Raw genomic sequence first — 18715 nt, 5'->3', positions numbered from 1 at the left:
TTTGTAATGCGATGGGGGGACGGAGAAGGCTAGGCCAGCACGGCGTTGGTTGTCCGTGTTTAAGCATGTAGGCAGAAATCTTAGGCAAATCCGGGATTTCAATGCTGAGGTGTGATGACGGTGACTCTACGGAGTCCGAAGTGGTTGATGCCATGCTTCCAGGAAAAGCCTCTAAGCTTCAGTTACAAAGAGACCGTACCCGAAACCGACACAGGTGGGTAGGTAGAGAATACCAAGGCGCTTGAGAGAACTCGGGTGAAGGAACTAGGCAAAATGGCACCGTAACTTCGGGAGAAGGTGCGCTGGACTTGGTGAAGGGCTTGCCCCGTAAGCTGAGACCAGTCGAAGATACCAGTCCGCTGCAACTGTTTATTAAAAACACAGCACTCTGCAAACACGAAAGTGGACGTATAGGGTGTGACGCCTGCCCGGTGCCGGAAGGTTAATTGATGGGGTTAGCGCAAGCGAAGCTCTTGATCGAAGCCCCGGTAAACGGCGGCCGTAACTATAACGGTCCTAAGGTAGCGAAATTCCTTGTCGGGTAAGTTCCGACCTGCACGAATGGCGTAATGATGGCGGAGCTGTCTCCACCCGAGACTCAGTGAAATTGAAATCGCTGTTAAGATGCAGTGTACCCGCGGCTAGACGGAAAGACCCCGTGAACCTTTACTGTAGCTTTGCACTGAACTTTGAACCTATCTGTGTAGGATAGGTGGGAGGCTTTGAAGCTGAGACGCCAGTCTTAGTGGAGCCGTCCTTGAAATACCACCCTGGTATGTTTGAGGTTCTAACCTAGGCCCGTTATCCGGGCTGGGGACAGTGTATGGTGGGCAGTTTGACTGGGGCGGTCTCCTCCCAAAGAGTAACGGAGGAGCACGAAGGTCGGCTAATCCTGGTCGGACATCAGGAGGTTAGTGTAATGGCACAAGCCGGCTTAACTGCGAGACCAACACGTCGAGCAGGTACGAAAGTAGGTCATAGTGATCCGGTGGTTCTGTATGGAAGGGCCATCGCTCAACGGATAAAAGGTACTCCGGGGATAACAGGCTGATACCGCCCAAGAGTTCACATCGACGGCGGTGTTTGGCACCTCGATGTCGGCTCATCACATCCTGGGGCTGAAGCCGGTCCCAAGGGTATGGCTGTTCGCCATTTAAAGTGGTACGCGAGCTGGGTTTAGAACGTCGTGAGACAGTTCGGTCCCTATCTGCCGTGGGCGTTTGAGATTTGAGAAGCGCTGCTCCTAGTACGAGAGGACCGGAGTGGACGAACCTCTGGTGTTCCGGTTGTCACGCCCGTGGCATTGCCGGGTAGCTAAGTTCGGACAGGATAACCGCTGAAAGCATCTAAGCGGGAAACCTCCTTCAAGATGAGATCTCACTGGAACTTCGAGTTCCCTGTAGGGCCCTGGAAGACTACCAGGTTGATAGGTCAGGTGTGTAAGCGTTGTGAGGCGTTGAGCTAACTGATACTAATTGCCCGTGAGGCTTGACCATATAACACCCAAACTTGGTGTGAGTGGTAACACTCAGAAAACTGAGTTAAGAAACAGACCAGGCAACCGCCGGTTCGCGAGAGAATCCAATTTAAACTCATGTATCCGCCCTAATTTGAAGAAACGTCGCAGACTACGTAAGACGACAATGCTTCATAAAGGTTTGCTTGACGACCATAGAGCTGTGGAACCACCTGAATCCATTCCGAACTCAGAAGTGAAACGCAGTATCGCCGATGGTAGTGTGGGGTCTCCCCATGTGAGAGTAGGTCATCGTCAAGCTCTTATTCAAAACCCCCGGTAGCTCGCGCTATCGGGGGTTTTTCTTTTTGCGCTGACGATAAACTCACTCTCGCATGGGGCCCACAGGGCCGTGAGCACGAACGTGCTCTGTCGGCCGTGGGGTATCACTCGCACCATCCCTGGTGCTCGCCCTGCGGGCAGCAAGCTGTGCCAGCGGCTCCTGCCGCTGGTCCCCATGTGAGATAAGCAACACTTTCCGGAACGGATCAGGACAGCCATAGGCTGCCCGCAGGGCGAGTGCCCGGATGGCACGAGTCACTGTAGGTCATCGTCAAGCTCTTATTCAAAACCCCCGGTGGCTCACGCTATCGGGGGTTTTCATTGTACACCTCACTGCGCACAACCCTGCGGGCAGAGAGCTGTGTTGATCGGCTGTCCTGGCGAACACCGGCAGCGCTTTCCGGTGCTTCTGTTATAATCGATGCCAGTTAACCTACGAGATAATGCCGTGTTTGCCGATATTGAATTTCATCCCCGCTTGCTGGCCGGACTGGAGCAGCTGGAAATCACTCAGCCTACGGAAGTGCAGGCACTGATGCTGCCGCTGGCACTGGCTGGTCGTGATGTGCAGGTGTGTGCTGAAACTGGTAGTGGTAAAACCCTGGCGTATCTGTTGCCTATTATGGAAAAGCTGCTGGCTAACGCGGCACCGGCTTCCGCTACCCGTGCCCTGGTATTGGTGCCTACCCGCGAGCTGGCGCGGCAGGTTTTTAAAACCGCGCAGTTATTTTGTGATCTTAATTCGCTGAATGTTGGTTTGTTAACCGGCGGTGATGAGTTCAAATATCAGGCGGCAGTATTGCGTAAAAATCCGGAAATTGTGGTGTCGACGCCAGGGCGTCTGGTGGACCATTTGAAACGTGGTTCTGCTGAACTGAAGGATCTGGAGTTTCTGGTGCTGGACGAAGCCGACCGGATGCTGGATATGGGTTTTGCCGAAGATATGGAGATGATTGTCGGACGCAGCAAGAAAGAGCGTCAGACCTTTATGTTATCCGCTACCTTGCGTCATGAGGGTATTGGCCGCATTGCCCGGTCAATGCTGAATAATCCGGAAAGTCTTACCACCAGAACGGTGCAGGACCAGCATGAATTTATCCGTCAGCAGCGTATTCTGGCGGACGATAATGCGCATAAAGATCGTTTGCTGGTGTGGTTACTGGCGAATGAAACCTACGATAAAGCCATTATTTTTGTGAATAAACGCACCGAGGTGGATCGTCTCAACACTTTCCTGCGGCGTCATCGTAATGGTATCGCTATGCTGCATGGTGATATGACGCAGGATGAACGCAATTATGTGATGCAATCTTTGCGTGAGGGTAAGCGTAATATCCTGGTTGCTACCGATGTGGCGGCCCGTGGTCTGGATGTGGATGGCATGGATCTGGTGATTAACTATGACCTGGCCCGCAAAGGTGATGAATATGTACATCGCATCGGCCGTACCGGTCGGGCGGGCAATTCCGGTCTGGCGATCAGTCTGATTGCACCGCATGAATGGAATCTGAAAGCAGCCATTGAGCGTTATCTGCAGCAGCAGATGGAAGAGCGCACCATCGCTGAGCTGAAAGGCAATTATCGTGGCCCGAAAAAGGTTAAAGCATCGGGTAAGGCCGCCGGGAAGAAAAAGCCGAAAAGTAATACTAAAACAGCTAAAAGCACGGGCAAACCGCTGGCGAAAAAATCGGATAAGAAGAAGTCTGGTCCGCGTCCGAGCCGTCCACAGCCCCGGGCTGGTACGTTAATGGACAGTGAAGGGTTTGCACCGGTTAAACGCCGCAAGCCTGATGCGTCTTAACGCACGTTCTTAACCTGATAGACTGCGGTTAATAAAAAAACCGGCGTTCCGTTTTCGGCGCCGGTTTTTTTATACCTGGCTTCAACCTTCAGGCCTCAAGCATCAGTCACGACCGAAACGGCCGCTGTTGTAGTCGGCAATGGCTTGTTGAATTTCTTCAGTGCTGTTCATTACAAAGGGGCCGTAGTGCACCACTTTTTCCCTGATTGGTGTGCCGCGTAATAAGATCAGGCCGGCGTCATTGACAGCCTGCAGTTTTAACTCGTCCCCCTGGCCGAATACCAATAGCGATTTTTCCGGAGCTTGCGGGCTGGTATTCAGCTGGCCTTTATACACCAGAGCAATCACCCGCTGCTCTGCCGGCGTGGTAAGGGTCAGGCTGGCACCCGCCTGCAGATGAATGTCCAGATAGCCGGCATCGGCAGCCAGATCCATCAGTGGGCCTTCACTGGATTGGCCATTAATATTCCACGCGCCGGCAATCACCTGCACCTGGGCCTGGGGAAATTCTAACTGTGGAATTTCTGCTGCCGGAACGTCGCGGTATTTCGGAGCGCTCATTTTGTCTTTGGCTGGCAGGTTGATCCACAGCTGAAAGCCGTGCAGGAGTTGCATATCCAGAGCGGGCATTTCGCTGTGAATAATACCGCGCCCCGCTGACATCCATTGGGCGCCGCCACTGGTAATCAGTCCGCGATTACCCAGATGATCGCGGTGTTCCAGTGAGCCGTGGCGTAAATAGGTTAAGGTTTCCATACCCCGGTGCGGATGCGGCGGAAAGCCGCCGATATAGTCATCCGGATTATCCGATGACAGCTCATCCAGCATCAGAAATGGGTCAGTAGCGGGCAGGTCAAACATGGCGACACGGCGGATCTTTACACCGTCACCATCGGAACTTGGGTGGCTGGGAATTATATGCTGAAGGGTACGCTGGCTCATAAGGTGCTCCTGCCGGAAAAAGAATAACCCACTGTAGCGGTTGGCATGAGAAAAAAAGAGCCGATTTTTTCGCGCTCATCGTTCGAATTTCTGTGCCGCAGTTACACCGCGGATTGGGCTTCTACCTGTTCGGCCAGGCCCTGAATAATGGCATCTTTAAGCGCCAGGCATTGCTCCGCATCGGCAAACGGATGGCCATGCTGATCGAGGATATAAAAAATATCCGATACCCGTTCGCCTTCGGTCAGAATCTTTGCTCCCTGCAGCTGAATACCGGCGGCTGATAAAATTGCGCCCATGCGCGCCAGCAGGCCCGGCCGGTCGGCAGCAATAACTTCCAGTACAGTGCGCTGCATCAGCGGGTCGGTACTGATGGTCACCTGGGTTTCCACTTTGAACTGCTTCAGCGCACGCGGAGTGCGGCGCTGAATAATGGTGGTGTAGTTGTCCGGATCTGACAGCGCCTGAACCAGCGTCTGACGGATATGCTCAATGCGGGCAGGGTCGCTGATTGGCTGGTTGTTTTCATCCAGTACCACATAGGTGTCGACCACATTATGTTCTTTTTCCGACGTCATAATGCGGGCGTCCTGAATATTCAGGTTCAGCTGGTCGAGGGTGGCGGTGGTAGCCGCGAATAAGTTCACCTGATCTTTCATATAAATAAAGATCTGGGTAGCACCTTCTGATTTTCCCGCGGAGGTCTGGCGGATGGATACCAGCGGTGCATTGCTGTTGCCGTGGGCATCGATTTCCAGTGCATGCCAGACGACGTTATCAATGCCTTCTCGCAGAAAATAATCGTCGTCCGGGTCCCCCCATATTTGCCTGACCCTTGCTTCGCTGAGGCCTTTTTGCTGCAGCTGGGCCAGTGCTTCCTGTTGTACTTCACTGATCCAGGCATCTTTGTTGGGCGGCGTGTTCAGGCCGCGGCGCAAAGCGGCCTGAGTGCTGTGGTAAAGATCACTCATTTGCTCAGCGCGCCAGCTGGTCCAAAGCTTGGGGTTGGTGCTGTAAATATCCGCCACGGAAATAAGATAAAGTAAATCCAGGTGGTATTGGTCACCCACTTCACGGGCAAATGGATGAATATCTTCCGGGTTATTAATTTCCAGCCGCTGCGAGGCCTGCGACATTAATAAATGATTGGTACACAACCATTCCACCAGATGGCTGTCGGTCGGGCGCAGATTGTGCTGGCGGCAAAATGCAGCTGCTATTTCACCGCTGTTAGCGGTGTGGTCGCCATCCATACTTTTACCGGTGTCGTGCAGCAGCGCCGTTAAATACAGCAGTTCTTTTTTCTGCACCCGGTGAATAACTCCGGAGGCAAGGGGGAAGCGCTCGCGTATGCTGTCATCAAAGCGCAGCTGGCGTAAAAACCGCATCATACGCAAGCTGTGTTCATCCACGGTATACACATGAAACAGGTCGTGTTCCATCATGCCGATAATATGACCAAACGCCGGAATATAACGTCCCAGAATGCCGTAGCGCATCATGCGGGATAATTCCCGCACTACCCGTGAGCGGTGGCGCATTAATTCCATGAAAATAGCATTGTATTCCGGGTTCTGGCGGTACTGATCATCAATTAAATGACGGTGGTCGCGCAGGGCGCGGATGGTGTCTGAATGTATTCCTTTGGCGTGTGGAGTGTCGGCCATTAAGACAAATACCTGCAGCAGCCAGCCTGGTTCGCGGGCAAACAGGCCGGCATCCTGCAGCTGCAGGTAACCATTATTCAGGACAAAGTGCTCGCTCAGGGTAACGATTTCATGCACCTTATCGCGCTTCATAAAATCTTCGTTGAAGTGCAGCAGTAATAAATCGCACAGCTCCATAGTGGCCAGCTGGTTACGATAAAACCGCCCCATAAAGTATTCCACACCAAGGCGTGATTTATCGTCCCGGAAACCCAGCAGGGCAGCAACTTCACGCTGCAGGTCAAACAACAGGCGGTCTTCCTCGCGCCCCGTCAGCATGTGCAGCGCGTAGCGTACCTGCCATAAAAAGTGCAGGCTGCGTTGCAGGCGCTCAAATTCGAACGGCGTCAGAAACCCCTGCTGCTGTAACGATTGTAAGGTGCCCTCACCAAAGTAACGCATGGTAGCCCAGCAGATGGTCTGGATATCGCGCAGAGTGCCGGGTGATTTTTTAACATTGGGCTCAAGATTGTATTCAGAATCGTTGTGCTTGCGGTGGCGGTCGCGCAGCTCCTGCCATTTGGCCTGAAAAAATTCTTGCGCCGGCCAAAGCCGATCGGGGGCGGTGGCCTGCTTTAACTGTTCGTGCAATGGATGGTCACCGGTCAGCAAGCGGCTTTCCATCATATTGGTAATAATGGTCAGGTCTTTGCCGGCTTCGGTTACGCATTCAGCGAGGGTGCGGACACTGTGGCCGACGTCCAGCTTCAGATCCCACAGCAGGGTAATAAAGCGCTGCAACGGCTCACTGTAGGTGGTAATGGCCTGTTCATCCCGGCACAGCAGTAATAAATCAATATCAGAATGCGGATGCAGCTCGCCGCGGCCATACCCCCCCACCGCAATCAGTGCCAGCTCGTGCTGGGGCAGGCCGGAGCTTTGCCACAGACAGCTCAGAATCTGGTCAATCAGAGTGGCGCGGTGGCGCACCAGGGTTGCCGCATCAAGAGTGGCGCGGAAGTAGTGGTGCGATTGCTCCTGAATCTGTTTCAGTAGTGGCCGGATAACGGGTAACGGCGACCGTGCAGCCTGTAAATCCTGCAGCAGCTGGACGCTGTTAATAACCGGCAGAGCCGGCAGTTCATTATCCGGCGACATGGCTCAGCTCTGGTAGCGGGTTTCTTCGCTGCGTAAGGTCAGAATTTCTACGCCGGTATCGGTTACCAGAATAGTGTGTTCCCACTGGGCTGAAGGTTTGCGGTCTTTGGTAACCACGGTCCAGCCATCTTTCATCAGCTTGTTGAAGCGGGTACCCAGGTTGATCATCGGTTCGATGGTGAAGATCATGCCGGCCTGTAATTCCAGCCCGGTACCGGGACGGCCGTAGTGCAATACCTGCGGATCTTCATGGAAAACCTGGCCAATACCATGGCCGCAGTATTCCCGTACCACCGAGTAGTGGTTGGATTCAGCGTGCTGCTGAATGGCATGGCCGATATCACCAAGGCGGGCACCGGGCTTAACCAGATCAATACCGATGTACAGACATTCCTGGGTAACGCGTACCAGGCGCTCATTGGCCGGCGTCGGTTCACCGATAAAAAACATCTTACTGGTATCGCCGTGGTAACCGTCTTTGATCACGGTAATGTCGATATTAACGATATCGCCCTTTTTCAGGATCTTGTCATCGCTGGGAATGCCATGGCAGATCACATGGTTAATAGAGGTACAGATTGACTTGGGAAACCCGTGGTAATTCAGCGGTGCCGGCACAGCCTTTTGCACATTCACAATATAGTCGTGACAGATGCGGTCGAGCTCACCGGTAGAAACGCCGGGCTTTACATAAGGCTCGATCATTTCCAGAACTTCGGCGGCGAGGCGGCCGGCGATACGCATTTTGGCGATGTCCTCAGCGGACTTGATGCTGACACTCATGGGGAATTGGTTACCTGTGACTCGTAAGTGTGGCCATTGTACTGGTTGTGGCCGCGGTATTGAACCAACGCCGGCCAGCCTTTGGCCGCTTAGTAACAATTAAGCCATAAGTAGCCCCTGCTGGTGCCGGTTATGACAGGTTCCGGGCAACCCGGTGCTGGTCTTTGCAGCTGAAAGGTGGTATAAAGCGCCCGCGAAAAATCGCAGGCCAGCCACTCGTGGCAGCCCAATGACACACGTACCTCACAACGCTGTACCGGGGTGCCGTATCGCAGATACGGTCGGTAACGGTGGGGGTGCGGAGGCCTAACCCAATATTTTAAGGTATAGAAACATGGCACAAGTAAGCATGCGTGACCTGCTGAAAGCAGGCGTTCACTTCGGTCACCAGACCCGTTACTGGAACCCGAAAATGGGCAAGTACATTTTCGGCGCCCGCAACAAGATTCACATCATCAACCTGGAGCACACTGTTCCGGCCATGAATGATGCGCTGAAACTGGTTGAATCCATGGCTGCCCGTAACAACAAAGTTCTGTTTGTTGGTACCAAACGCGCCGCTGGTAAAATCATGAAAGAGCAGGCCGAGCGTGCTGGCATGCCTTTCGTAGCGCACCGCTGGTTAGGCGGTATGCTGACCAACTACAAAACCATCCGTCAGTCCATCAAACGTCTGCGTGATCTGGAAGGCCAGCGCACCGACGGTACTTTTGAGCAGCTGACCAAAAAAGAAGCTCTGATGCGTACCCGTGAAATGGAGAAGCTGGAGCGTTCTATCGGTGGTATCAAAGACATGGGCGGCCTGCCGGACGTGCTGTTCGTAATCGACGTTGATCACGAGCGCATTGCCATTCAGGAAGCCAACAAGCTGGGTATTCCGGTTATTGGTATCGTGGATACCAACTCCAACCCGGACGGTATCGACTACGTTATCCCGGGTAACGACGACGCCATCCGTGCTATCCAGATCTACGCTACTGCAGTGGCTGATGCTGTGCTGGAAGGCAAGCAGCAGAACGGCGTTGCAGCCAGCGAATTTGTCGAAGTGGCAGAAGACGCTCCGGCGCAGGAAGCTGCAGAGTAAGCGCAGTTTTTCACTAAAAAGGGGGCTTGCCCCCTTTTTTTAGGTGCAAGATTTCAGACAAGTTAAAAATAGAGGATTACACAGATGTCTAACGTTTCTGCCACTCAGGTAAAAGAACTGCGCGAGCGTACTGGCCTGGGCATGATGGAGTGCAAAAAAGCACTGGTTGAAGCCAATGGTGATATCGATCTGGCGATTGAAAACCTGCGCAAAAATTCTGGCCTGAAAGCCGCCAAGAAAGCCGACCGTACTGCCGCTGAAGGTAAAATCCGCGTGGTGGTTAGCGCTGGTGTGGCCGTGGCTGTTGAAGTGAACTCTGAAACTGACTTCGCCGCTGGCGATGCCAACTTCAACAACTTTGCCGATCAGGTTGTGGCTAAACTGGCTGCTACCAAAGAAGCCGATGTGGCCAAACTGATGGAAGGCGAACTGGAACAGGCGCGTGAAGCACTGGTACAGAAAATCGGTGAGAACATCACCGTGCGTCGTCCGGCCGTTGTGGAAGCTGAAACTGTGGGTGCTTACGTGCACTCTAACGGCAAAATCGCCTGTATCGTAGCCCTGAAAGGCGGCAACGAAGAACTGGCCAAAGACATTGCTATGCACGTAACTGCGGCTAACCCGCGCGTGGTTCGCGGTGACGACATGCCGGCCGAAGTGCTGGAAAAAGAAAAGGAAATTATCCGTGCGCAGCCGGATATGGCTGGTAAGCCTGCCGAAATCGTTGAAAAAATGATGGGCGGCCGTATCAACAAGTTCCTGAAAGAAAACAGCCTGCTGGATCAGCCGTTCGTTAAGAACCCTGACCAGACTGTTGGCCAGCTGGCCAAAGAAGGCGGTGCTGAAGTGATCTCCTTCCTGCGTCTGGAAGTGGGTGAAGGCATCGAAGTTGAAAAAGTAGACTTCGCCGCCGAAGTAGCAGCACAGCTGAAAGGCTGATACTGCCACCGGGTAGCACAGCCGCAATCTGGTTGAATACCCATCTATATGCCGGGCTCGCCCGGCATATTTGTATCTGCGCCGGCACCGGTGCAGGATAGCGGTCGGTAATACCGCATGGTCCAAAGAAAACCCCGACATCACATATTCCGGAGATCACCATGGCTGAGCAAAAAAGTGCCAAATACAAACGTATCCTGCTGAAACTGAGCGGCGAAGCCCTGATGGGCGATATGGATTTTGGTATTGACCCGAAAGTACTCGACCGTATGGCTCTGGAAGTAGGGCAGTTGCGCGGTATTGGTGTGCAGGTTGGTCTGGTGATTGGTGGTGGCAACCTGTTCCGTGGCAAGGCACTGAGCGAAGCCGGCCTGGACCGGGTCGCCGGTGACCATATGGGTATGCTGGCCACGGTCATGAATGCACTGGCCATGCGCGACGCGCTGGAGCGGGCCAATATGCCGACCCGTGTCATGTCTGCTATTCCGATGAGTGGTGTGGTGGATCATTACGACCGCCGCAGTGCGATCCGGGCCCTGGAAATCGGGGATGTGGTGATCTTCGCTGCCGGCACCGGTAACCCGTTTTTTACTACCGACTCCGCCGCTTGTCTGCGGGGTATTGAGATCAACGCCGACGTGGTTCTGAAAGCCACCAATGTCGATGGCGTGTATACTGCCGATCCTAAGAAAGACCCGACTGCGGAAAAATACGACATCCTGACCTATCAGGAAGTCCTGGAAAAACAACTGGGTGTGATGGATCTTACGGCCATCTGCCTGGCGCGGGACCATAATATGCCCCTGCGGGTTTATGATATGAATGAACCGGGTGTGCTGGCCCGTCTGATGACTGGCGGCAATGACGGCACCCTGATCGTAAGTGAGGAAAAGTAAGCATGGTTAACGACATTAAAAAGGATGCGGAAGACCGCATGAGCAAAAGCGTGCAAGCGCTGGTGGAAGCCTTTAAAAAAGTGCGCACCGGCCGCGCGAATCCCGCCATTCTGGATGGTGTGATGGTGGACTACTACGGTACGCCTACCCAGCTCTCCCAGGTTGCCAACATTATTGTGGAAGATGCCCGCTCGCTGGCGATCAACCCGTGGGAAAAAAGCCTGGTACCGGCCATTGAAAAGGCCATTATGAAGTCTGATCTGGGGCTTAACCCATCAACCAACGGTGACACCATCCGTTTGCCGATGCCGGCACTCACCGAAGAAACCCGTAAAAACTTTATCAAGCAGGCCAAGGCCGAAGCAGAGAAAGGCCGGGTTTCGGTGCGCAATATCCGTCGTGATGCCAATGCGCAGATTAAAGATCTGGAGAAAGAAAAACTGATCTCGTCCGACGAACAGCGCGGTGGTGAAGATCAGATCCAGAAATTAACCGATAAATTCATTGCTGAAATCGACAACCTGCTGGCCGCCAAAGAAAAAGACCTGATGCAGGTCTGATGCCCTATGTCGACCAGTATTGACGACACCCTGGCTGTGCAGGGCGATATTCCCCGCCACGTTGCCATCATCATGGATGGCAATAACCGTTGGGCCAAGCGTCGTTTTATGCCCGGTGTTGCCGGGCATAAAGCCGGTGTGGATGCGGTGCGGGCGGTGGTGGAACATTCTGCCAAACAGGGTGTTGAAGTGCTCACGCTGTTTGCCTTCAGCAGTGAAAACTGGCGGCGACCGGCGGATGAAGTCAGCGCCCTGATGAGCCTGTTTGTGCTGGCGCTGGAGCGCGAAGTGCGCAAACTGCACCGGCACAATATCCGCCTGCAGATTATGGGCGATGTATCGGGTTTTACTCCGCGCCTGCAACAGCTGATCCGTGAATCCGAGGCCTTAACCGCCGGCAATACCGCCATGACCCTGGTGGTCGCCGCCAACTATGGTGGCCAGTGGGATATTGCCCGGGCGGCCCGGCGTATTGCTGAGGAAGTACAGGCCGGCACCCTGCAGCCGCAGGATATTAATGAACAGTTGTTTCACCGTTACACCTGGCTGGCCGATTTACCGCCGCCGGATTTACTGATCCGCACCGGTGGCGAGCAGCGCATCAGCAACTTTATGCTGTGGCAAACCGCCTATTCCGAGCTGTATTTTTCGCCGGTATTTTGGCCGGATTTCAAACAACAAGAATATCAGCAAGCGTTGACGGCTTTTGCCGAGCGTACCCGTCGCTTTGGCCGTACCGACGACCAGTTAGAAGGAAAAAAATAAGGTGTTTAAGGAACGCGTACTCACTGCGCTGGTGCTGGCGCCGCTGATGATCGGCGGTATTTTCTTTCTGCCGCTGCAGGAATTTGCCATTTTTATTGCCGTGATTGCCACGGTAGGTGCTTGGGAATGGGCCAATATTGCCGGTTACCAGAAAAACTGGAGCCGCATTCTGTATGCGTTGGTGGTGTTTCTGTGTTTATACGCCAGTGCGCGTTTTCTGCGCATTCATGAAGAATACAAAGTCTATTATCTGGCGGCCGGCGCGCTGTGGTGGGTGCTGGCATTTGCCTTGGTGAAACGCTATCCGGGCGGCACTGAAGTGTGGGCGGCGCGTCCGATCCGGGCGTTGCTGGGGCTGTGTGTGCTGATCCCTATGTGGGTTGGCTTTATGCACCTGAAAGTCTCCGAACACAGCTCGTTGTTAATTGTGTATGTGATGCTGGTGGTGTGGGGCGCGGATACCGGCGCCTACTTCTCGGGTAAACGCTGGGGGCGCAGCAAGCTGGCGCCGCACGTCAGTCCGGGGAAATCCTGGGCCGGTTTCTGGGGTGGCCTGGCCACGACACTGCTGGTGGCGGCCTGCTTTGCCTTTTACATCGACGGCTGGCTGCGTCCGGTCGATACCCTGTTTGGTTTACAGTTATTGCTGATTACCCTGGTCACCATGGTCATTTCGGTACTGGGCGATCTGGTGGAAAGCATGATGAAGCGCCACCGTGGCATTAAAGACAGCTCGTCGCTGCTGCCCGGCCATGGCGGTGTGCTGGATCGCATCGACAGCATGGCGGCGGCGGTGCCGGTGTTCGCCTTTATGATGCTGATTCTCGACTGGAATCTGACATGATCCAACGCATTACGGTACTGGGGTCGACCGGCTCTATTGGCTGTAACACGCTGGATGTGGTGCGCCGCCATCAAGGTCGTTATCAGGTATTTGCCCTGGCGGCTGGCCGTAACGCCGCCTTAATGGCGCAACAGATTACTGAATTTACCCCCCGTTTTGCGGTTATGGCCGATAACGACGCGGCCATCGCGCTGCAGGCGTTGTTACCAGCCGGTTGTGCCACCACCGTACTCAGCGGCAGCGCCGCCATGGCGGATGTGGCGGCGCATGCCGACACCGAAATGGTGATGGCAGCCATTGTCGGTGCCGCCGGTTTATTACCCACGCTGGCAGCGGCCCGTGCCGGTAAGCGGGTATTGCTGGCCAATAAAGAAAGCCTGGTAATGGCTGGCCCATTGTTTATGCAGGCGGTGCGTGACGGCGGGGCGGTATTGCTGCCCATCGACAGTGAACACAACGCCATTTTTCAGGCATTACCGGCCGATTACCGCGGTGATTTTACTCTGCACGGTATCAGTAAAATTCTGCTCACCGCCTCCGGTGGACCATTCCGTGGCCGTACCCATGCCGAGCTTCAGCAGGTTACCCCGGCGCAGGCGGTGGCACATCCCAACTGGTCGATGGGGCAAAAGATTTCCGTCGATTCCGCCACGTTAATGAACAAAGGGCTGGAGCTGATCGAGGCCTGCTTTTTGTTTAACTGCCAGCCCGCCCAGGTGCAGGTGGTGGTGCATCCGCAAAGCGTCATTCACTCCATGGTGCAGTATTGCGATGGTTCGGTACTGGCGCAGCTGGGCCAGCCGGATATGCGCACCCCCATTGCTTACGGCATGGCCTGGCCCCAGCGCATCGAGGCCGGCGTGCAGGCGTTGGATTTATTCAGCATTGCGCGGCTGGATTTTGAACCGGCTGATGAGGTTAATTTTCCCTGCCTGCAATTGGCGCGCGATGCCTTTGCCGCCGGCGGCACCATGCCAGCGGTACTGAACGCTGCCAACGAGGTGGCGGTAGCAGCCTTCCTGCGGGAACAAATTGGCTTTACCGATATCCCACTGCTCATCGCCGCTGTTATGCAACAGCATACCGTTCAAGCCGTTACTGAGCTGGCTCCGGTGCTGGAGGCTGACCAATGGGCGCGTGAGTGCGCTGGCCGCTGGTTGCTGCAAGCGGGAACGACGTTACCGGAATCAGGAAACGCATGCTGACACTGTTGTATTTTATTCTGGCCATCAGCCTGCTGGTGGTGATTCACGAATACGGTCATTTCTGGGTGGCGCGCCGCTGTGGCGTGCGCGTGTTGCGTTTTTCCGTTGGCTTTGGCAAGCCACTGTGGTCGTTCCGTGACCGTCACGGCACTGAATTTGCCATTGCTCCTATTCCATTGGGCGGCTTTGTCAGCATGCTCGACGAGCGCGAAGCGCCAGTGCCCGAACATCTGCAGCAGCAGGCATTCAATCGCAAAAGTCCGTGGGCGCGCATCGCCATTGCCAGTGCCGGGCCGCTGGCCAATTTTATATTTGCCATTCTGGCTTACTGGGCTTTATTCGTCGCGGGTACCAGCGGCCTGGTGCCGGTGGTCGGGCAGGTTAAGCCCGATTCGGTGGCGCAGCTGGCGGGTATCCGCAGCGGCGATGAAATTGTGGCGGTGCAGCAGCACCCCACGCCAACCTGGGAAGCGGTGAACTGGCAGTTACTGAATTTTATTGGCGAAGACGCCGACATTCAGCTGACGGTAACAGATGCCGATGGCCTGCAGCGCCAGGTGTGGCTGAGTGTAAACCGCTGGCTGGCCGGCCCGGAAGTGCCGGATCCTTTTGCGGCGCTGGGGCTTGAACCGCGCCAGTTACCTATTCCGGCCATCATCGGTGAGGTGATGCCGGGTGAAGCGGCCGAGCGGGCCGGTTTGCAGGCCGGTGACCGCATTGTGGCTGTGAATAATGACCCCGTTATCGATTGGTACGATTGGGTCGAACGCATTCGTCCGACGGCCGGTGAAGCGTTAGCGGTTGAACTGGAGCGTGCCGGTAAAACGGTCACGCTGGTGCTGACGCCCGGCCGCCGTACCGATGAGCAGGGCAACCACAGTGGTTTTATCGGCGCACAGGTGGCAGTACCCGAATACCCGGCCGGCTGGGTACGCACCAGCTACAGCGGGGTGCTGGAAGGCTTACAGCGTGGCTGGCAGAAAACGGTGGATCTGACGGTCTTTACCCTTGATTCGCTGTGGAAAATGCTGCTGGGTGATGTATCGGTAAAGAACTTGAGTGGCCCTATCACCATTGCTAAAGTAGCCGGCGCTTCGGCCGCCGGCGGGCTGGAAGCCTTTGTTGGCTTTCTGGCGCTGCTCAGTGTGTCGCTGGCGGTGCTGAATCTGTTGCCGGTACCGGTACTGGACGGTGGCCATATTCTGTTTTATGCGGCGGAAATTCTCCGTGGTAAACCTTTGCCCGAGCGTGTACAGGCGGTTGCTGTGCAGGTGGGTATGTTCCTGCTGCTGAGCCTGATGCTGGTGGCTTTTTATAATGATATAGGCCGGCTGTAAGCCGGATGACTGGATACTGAATCTGATGCGTTTCTGGCTGTTGGCGCTGGTCCTGAGTGGTTTGTCTGCGATTGCTCAGGCTGAGTCTTTTGTGGTGGCGGATATCCGTCTGGAAGGGTTACAGCGCGTTTCAGCGGGTACTGTGTTTGAGGCCTTTCCGGTCAGTACTGGTGAGCGGGTCGATTCGCAACGTCTGGTCGACGCCTCGCGTCGGCTGTTCCGCTCGGGTTTGTTTGATGATGTACGCCTGCTGCGCGATGGCGACGTGCTGGTGGTGCAGGTGGTGGAATTGCCCACCATTACCGGCATTGAAATTTCCGGCAACAAAGCCATTCAGACCGACATGCTGCTGGATGGCTTAAAGCAATCCGGGCTGGCGGAAGGGCTGGTATTCAAACGCTCCACGCTGGAGCGGATTGCGCTGGAGCTGGAACGTCAGTATGTGTCACAGGGCCGCTACGATGCCCGCATTACCACCGACGTGGAACGTCTGCCGCGCAACCGGGTAGCACTGGATATTCAGGTGGAAGAAGGCAGCGTCGCCAGTATTGAACACATCAATATTCTGGGTAATGAAGCGTTCAGCAACGACGAGCTGCTGAAACAGTTCCAGCTGCAGACCAGTAATTTCTGGTCCTGGTACGCCAGCGACAACAAATACAGCCGCGAAAAACTGGCTGCCGATCTGGAAACCCTGCGTTCCTGGTATCTCGACCGCGGTTATATCCGTTTCAATATTGAATCCACCCAGGTATCACTGTCGCCCGATAAAGAGGGTGTCTATATCACCATTAACGTGACCGAAGGCGATATTTACAGCGTTAAAGATATTCGTCTGGCCGGTAACCTGGTGCTGGAAGAAAGCGCTCTGCGGCCGCTGGTGCTGGTTAAAGAAGACGATACCTTTTCCCGTCAGATGGTTACCTACAGCAGTGAACTGATGACCAAGCGTCTGGGTAACGAAGGTTATACCTTTGCCAAAGTGGACGGGGTGCCGAAAATCAACGATGAAGACCGCACGGTTGAGCTGACGTTCTTTGTCGAACCCGGTAAACGTACCTATGTGCGCAGCATTAATTTTACCGGCAACGAAAGCACCATGGATGAAGTGCTGCGCCGGGAAATGCTGCAGATGGAAGGCGGCTGGGCCTCGACGGATAAAATCGATGCCGGCAAAAGCCGGCTGGATCAGCTCGGTTTCTTCAAAACCGTCAACGTCGATACGCCGGCCGTACCCGGTACCGATGACCTGATTGATGTGAATTACCACGTGGAAGAACAGCTGAGCGGCAGCCTGAATTTCAACATTGGTTACGCCGCCGGCAGTGGCATGATTCTGGGTACCAGCATCAGTCAGAATAACCTTTTTGGTACCGGTAACCGTATGTCGCTGGGGGTGCAGAAAAACGATTACACCCAGTCGTATAATTTCTCTTTCCTCGACCCTTATTACACCATCGATGGCGTCAGCCGCGGCTTTAACCTGTTTTACCGTAAAACCGACTTTGCCGAGCTGAATACCGTCAGCGATTATCAGACCAATATTGCCGGCGGTAATATCACCTTTGGTTACCCCATTTCATACCGTCAGCGCCTGTCATTTTCGCTGGGGCTGTCCAATACCGAGATGGTGGAAGGTTCGCTGGTGCCGAAAGAAATTACCGATTTTATCGAGCGGGAAGGCCGTGATTTTGACGAATTTACCCTCGGCATTAACTGGCGCTATAACGGCCTGAACCGTGGCCTGTTCCCCACCGCCGGTACGGAACACAAAATCTCTGCCGATATCGCCGTGCCGGGCAGTGACTTGTCCTGGTACAAAATGAACTACACCGCCAACTACTACCTGCCGCTGGCCCGCGAATGGTCCGTACGTCTGCGTACTGATCTGGGTTATGGCGACGGTTATGGTGATGTGGAAAAACTGCCGTTCTTCAAAAACTTCCGTTCCGGTGGTATCGGCTCGGTGCGTGGCTATCGCTCCAATAGCCTGGGGCCACGGGGTTTGTCGTATCTGATTGACGACATTGATGGCGTAAAACAACCCTATTACTACGACACCGACCGGGCGCTGGGTGGTAATATCCTGATTGAAACCAGTCTGGAACTGATTTTCCCACTGCCATTCCTTGAAGATCGCAGCTCAGTGCGTAGTGTGGTGTTCTTTGATGCCGGTAATGCTTTCAGCAGCGAGTGTTTTACACCGAATGATCCGGAGTTGCCGCAATTAACCGAGCATCCGTTCTGCAACAGCGGCGTGGACCTGAACGAACTGCGCCTCAGTACCGGTGTTGGCGTCACCTGGATTACGGCCATTGGTCCCTTGACCTTTACCTACTCATTCCCGCTCAATGACGAGAAAGATGACCGCACCGAAGGGTTTGAATTTTCACTGGGCCAGGTGTTTTAAGCTAAATAACGACCATTTTAATAACGACAATAAGGAGTACGACCATGCGATTTATGATTGCAATGCTGGCAGCCCTGTTTATGCAGGCGGCCGTGGCCGAGGCCGGCAAAGTTGGGGTAGTGGATATGGAGCGCGCGCTGTTCCTGTCGGAAGCCGCCAAAACCTCCATCCGCCAGTTTGAAAAAGACAACCAGGGCGAGCTGGATAAGCTGAAGGGCATTGAAGCCGAACTGGTCAAAATGAAAGAACAGATCGAAAAAGAAGGCGACGTCATGAGCAATGACGACCGTCGCAAGCTGGCCAACAGCTACGAAGAAAAATCGACCGAGTTCAAGTTTTACGCGCGCAAGCTGCAGCAACTGGAGCAAACCTGGAAGAGAGATTTTTTCCAGACACAATTGCCGGATCTTGAGCGTCATCTGAAAGCAATCATTGATGAAGGCGGTTATGATGTCGTTCTTCAGGCCGGCGCTGTTATTTACACCGCTCCGACTGCCGATCTGACTAAGCAGCTGCTGGATCGTCTTAACAGCAAGAAATAACGGAA

The 18715-nt window shown here is 54.4% G+C and carries 14 protein-coding genes and 2 rRNA genes (1 of these 16 running past the window's edge); 13 read left to right on the top strand and 3 right to left on the bottom strand.

Features of this window, described 5'->3' with window-relative positions; translation table 11 throughout:
• The 3 genes from GJQ55_RS09390 to GJQ55_RS09380 form a co-directional block, all read left to right on the top strand.
• Positions 1–1496 (top strand): 23S ribosomal RNA (locus GJQ55_RS09390) (it extends 1392 nt beyond the left edge of the window).
• 165 nt (positions 1497–1661) lie between these two features.
• Positions 1662–1777: ribosomal RNA gene (gene rrf, locus GJQ55_RS09385) — 5S ribosomal RNA — on the top strand.
• A 469-nt stretch (positions 1778–2246) separates the two neighbouring features.
• Positions 2247–3599 carry a DEAD/DEAH box helicase gene (locus GJQ55_RS09380; protein WP_228344706.1) on the top strand — a complete coding sequence of 451 codons (1353 nt, stop codon included), beginning with the start codon at positions 2247–2249 and terminating at the stop codon, positions 3597–3599.
• A 102-nt stretch (positions 3600–3701) separates the two neighbouring features.
• Here the strand turns inward: GJQ55_RS09380 and GJQ55_RS09375 are convergent, their stop codons facing one another.
• The 3 genes from GJQ55_RS09375 to map form a co-directional block, all read right to left on the bottom strand.
• Positions 3702–4541, bottom strand: coding sequence for a pirin family protein (locus GJQ55_RS09375; protein WP_228344705.1), 840 nt, complete (start codon positions 4539–4541; stop codon positions 3702–3704).
• A gap of 101 nt (positions 4542–4642) precedes the next feature.
• The gene (glnD, locus tag GJQ55_RS09370; RefSeq protein WP_228344704.1) at positions 4643–7345 is read right to left on the bottom strand and encodes a [protein-PII] uridylyltransferase; all 2703 of its coding nucleotides are present in this window, start codon (positions 7343–7345) and stop codon (positions 4643–4645) included.
• 3 nt (positions 7346–7348) lie between these two features.
• Positions 7349–8128 carry a type I methionyl aminopeptidase gene (gene map, locus GJQ55_RS09365; protein WP_228344703.1) on the bottom strand — a complete coding sequence of 260 codons (780 nt, stop codon included), beginning with the start codon at positions 8126–8128 and terminating at the stop codon, positions 7349–7351.
• 334 nt (positions 8129–8462) lie between these two features.
• Between map and rpsB the strand changes: the two genes are divergently transcribed.
• From rpsB to GJQ55_RS09315, 10 genes are all read left to right on the top strand, one after another.
• On the top strand, positions 8463–9212 hold the full coding sequence (gene rpsB / locus GJQ55_RS09360; protein ID WP_228344702.1) for a 30S ribosomal protein S2: 750 nt from the start codon (positions 8463–8465) through the stop codon (positions 9210–9212).
• 84 nt (positions 9213–9296) lie between these two features.
• A complete protein-coding gene (gene tsf / locus GJQ55_RS09355) occupies positions 9297–10151 on the top strand; it encodes a translation elongation factor Ts (RefSeq protein WP_228344701.1) in 855 nt (284 codons plus the stop codon).
• A gap of 161 nt (positions 10152–10312) precedes the next feature.
• Positions 10313–11047 carry a UMP kinase gene (gene pyrH / locus GJQ55_RS09350; RefSeq protein WP_228344700.1) on the top strand — a complete coding sequence of 245 codons (735 nt, stop codon included), beginning with the start codon at positions 10313–10315 and terminating at the stop codon, positions 11045–11047.
• A 2-nt stretch (positions 11048–11049) separates the two neighbouring features.
• Complete coding sequence (frr, locus tag GJQ55_RS09345; protein ID WP_228344699.1) at positions 11050–11607, top strand: ribosome recycling factor; 558 nt, start codon at positions 11050–11052, stop codon at positions 11605–11607.
• A 6-nt stretch (positions 11608–11613) separates the two neighbouring features.
• The gene (gene uppS, locus GJQ55_RS09340; protein WP_228344698.1) at positions 11614–12372 is read left to right on the top strand and encodes a polyprenyl diphosphate synthase; all 759 of its coding nucleotides are present in this window, start codon (positions 11614–11616) and stop codon (positions 12370–12372) included.
• 1 nt (position 12373) lies between these two features.
• The gene (locus GJQ55_RS09335) at positions 12374–13216 is read left to right on the top strand and encodes a phosphatidate cytidylyltransferase (protein WP_228344697.1); all 843 of its coding nucleotides are present in this window, start codon (positions 12374–12376) and stop codon (positions 13214–13216) included.
• Positions 13213–14421 carry a 1-deoxy-D-xylulose-5-phosphate reductoisomerase gene (ispC, locus tag GJQ55_RS09330; protein ID WP_228344696.1) on the top strand — a complete coding sequence of 403 codons (1209 nt, stop codon included), beginning with the start codon at positions 13213–13215 and terminating at the stop codon, positions 14419–14421. The genes GJQ55_RS09335 and ispC overlap by 4 nt, the downstream gene beginning before the upstream one ends.
• Positions 14415–15758 carry an RIP metalloprotease RseP gene (gene rseP / locus GJQ55_RS09325; protein WP_228344695.1) on the top strand — a complete coding sequence of 448 codons (1344 nt, stop codon included), beginning with the start codon at positions 14415–14417 and terminating at the stop codon, positions 15756–15758. The genes ispC and rseP overlap by 7 nt, the downstream gene beginning before the upstream one ends.
• Before the next feature lie 25 nt (positions 15759–15783).
• On the top strand, positions 15784–18168 hold the full coding sequence (gene bamA, locus GJQ55_RS09320) for an outer membrane protein assembly factor BamA (RefSeq protein WP_228344694.1): 2385 nt from the start codon (positions 15784–15786) through the stop codon (positions 18166–18168).
• A gap of 44 nt (positions 18169–18212) precedes the next feature.
• Positions 18213–18710: an OmpH/Skp family outer membrane protein gene (locus GJQ55_RS09315; RefSeq protein WP_228344693.1), complete on the top strand. Its 498-nt coding sequence runs from the start codon at positions 18213–18215 to the stop codon at positions 18708–18710.
• The last annotated feature ends 5 nt before the right edge of the window (positions 18711–18715 follow it).

The organism is Venatoribacter cucullus (assembly GCF_016132445.1).
Lineage (GTDB): Bacteria > Pseudomonadota > Gammaproteobacteria > Pseudomonadales > Oceanobacteraceae > Venatoribacter > Venatoribacter cucullus.
Note: the sequence above shows the minus strand (reverse complement) of the source record. Positions and strands in the feature narration are given on the sequence as shown.

Bases quoted from the DNA above. Each gene is read 5' to 3' on its own strand.
- glnD (WP_228344704.1), bottom strand. From the start codon at position 7,345: ATGTCGCCGGATAATGAACTGCCGGCTCTGCCGGTTATTAACAGCGTC.
- pyrH (WP_228344700.1), top strand. From the start codon at position 10,313: ATGGCTGAGCAAAAAAGTGCCAAATACAAACGTATCCTGCTGAAACTG.
- frr (WP_228344699.1), top strand. From the start codon at position 11,050: ATGGTTAACGACATTAAAAAGGATGCGGAAGACCGCATGAGCAAAAGC.
- rpsB (WP_228344702.1), top strand. From the start codon at position 8,463: ATGGCACAAGTAAGCATGCGTGACCTGCTGAAAGCAGGCGTTCACTTC.
- GJQ55_RS09315 (WP_228344693.1), top strand. From the start codon at position 18,213: ATGCGATTTATGATTGCAATGCTGGCAGCCCTGTTTATGCAGGCGGCC.
- uppS (WP_228344698.1), top strand. From the start codon at position 11,614: ATGTCGACCAGTATTGACGACACCCTGGCTGTGCAGGGCGATATTCCC.
- map (WP_228344703.1), bottom strand. From the start codon at position 8,128: ATGAGTGTCAGCATCAAGTCCGCTGAGGACATCGCCAAAATGCGTATC.
- GJQ55_RS09375 (WP_228344705.1), bottom strand. From the start codon at position 4,541: ATGAGCCAGCGTACCCTTCAGCATATAATTCCCAGCCACCCAAGTTCC.
- ispC (WP_228344696.1), top strand. From the start codon at position 13,213: ATGATCCAACGCATTACGGTACTGGGGTCGACCGGCTCTATTGGCTGT.
- tsf (WP_228344701.1), top strand. From the start codon at position 9,297: ATGTCTAACGTTTCTGCCACTCAGGTAAAAGAACTGCGCGAGCGTACT.
- bamA (WP_228344694.1), top strand. From the start codon at position 15,784: ATGCGTTTCTGGCTGTTGGCGCTGGTCCTGAGTGGTTTGTCTGCGATT.
- rseP (WP_228344695.1), top strand. From the start codon at position 14,415: ATGCTGACACTGTTGTATTTTATTCTGGCCATCAGCCTGCTGGTGGTG.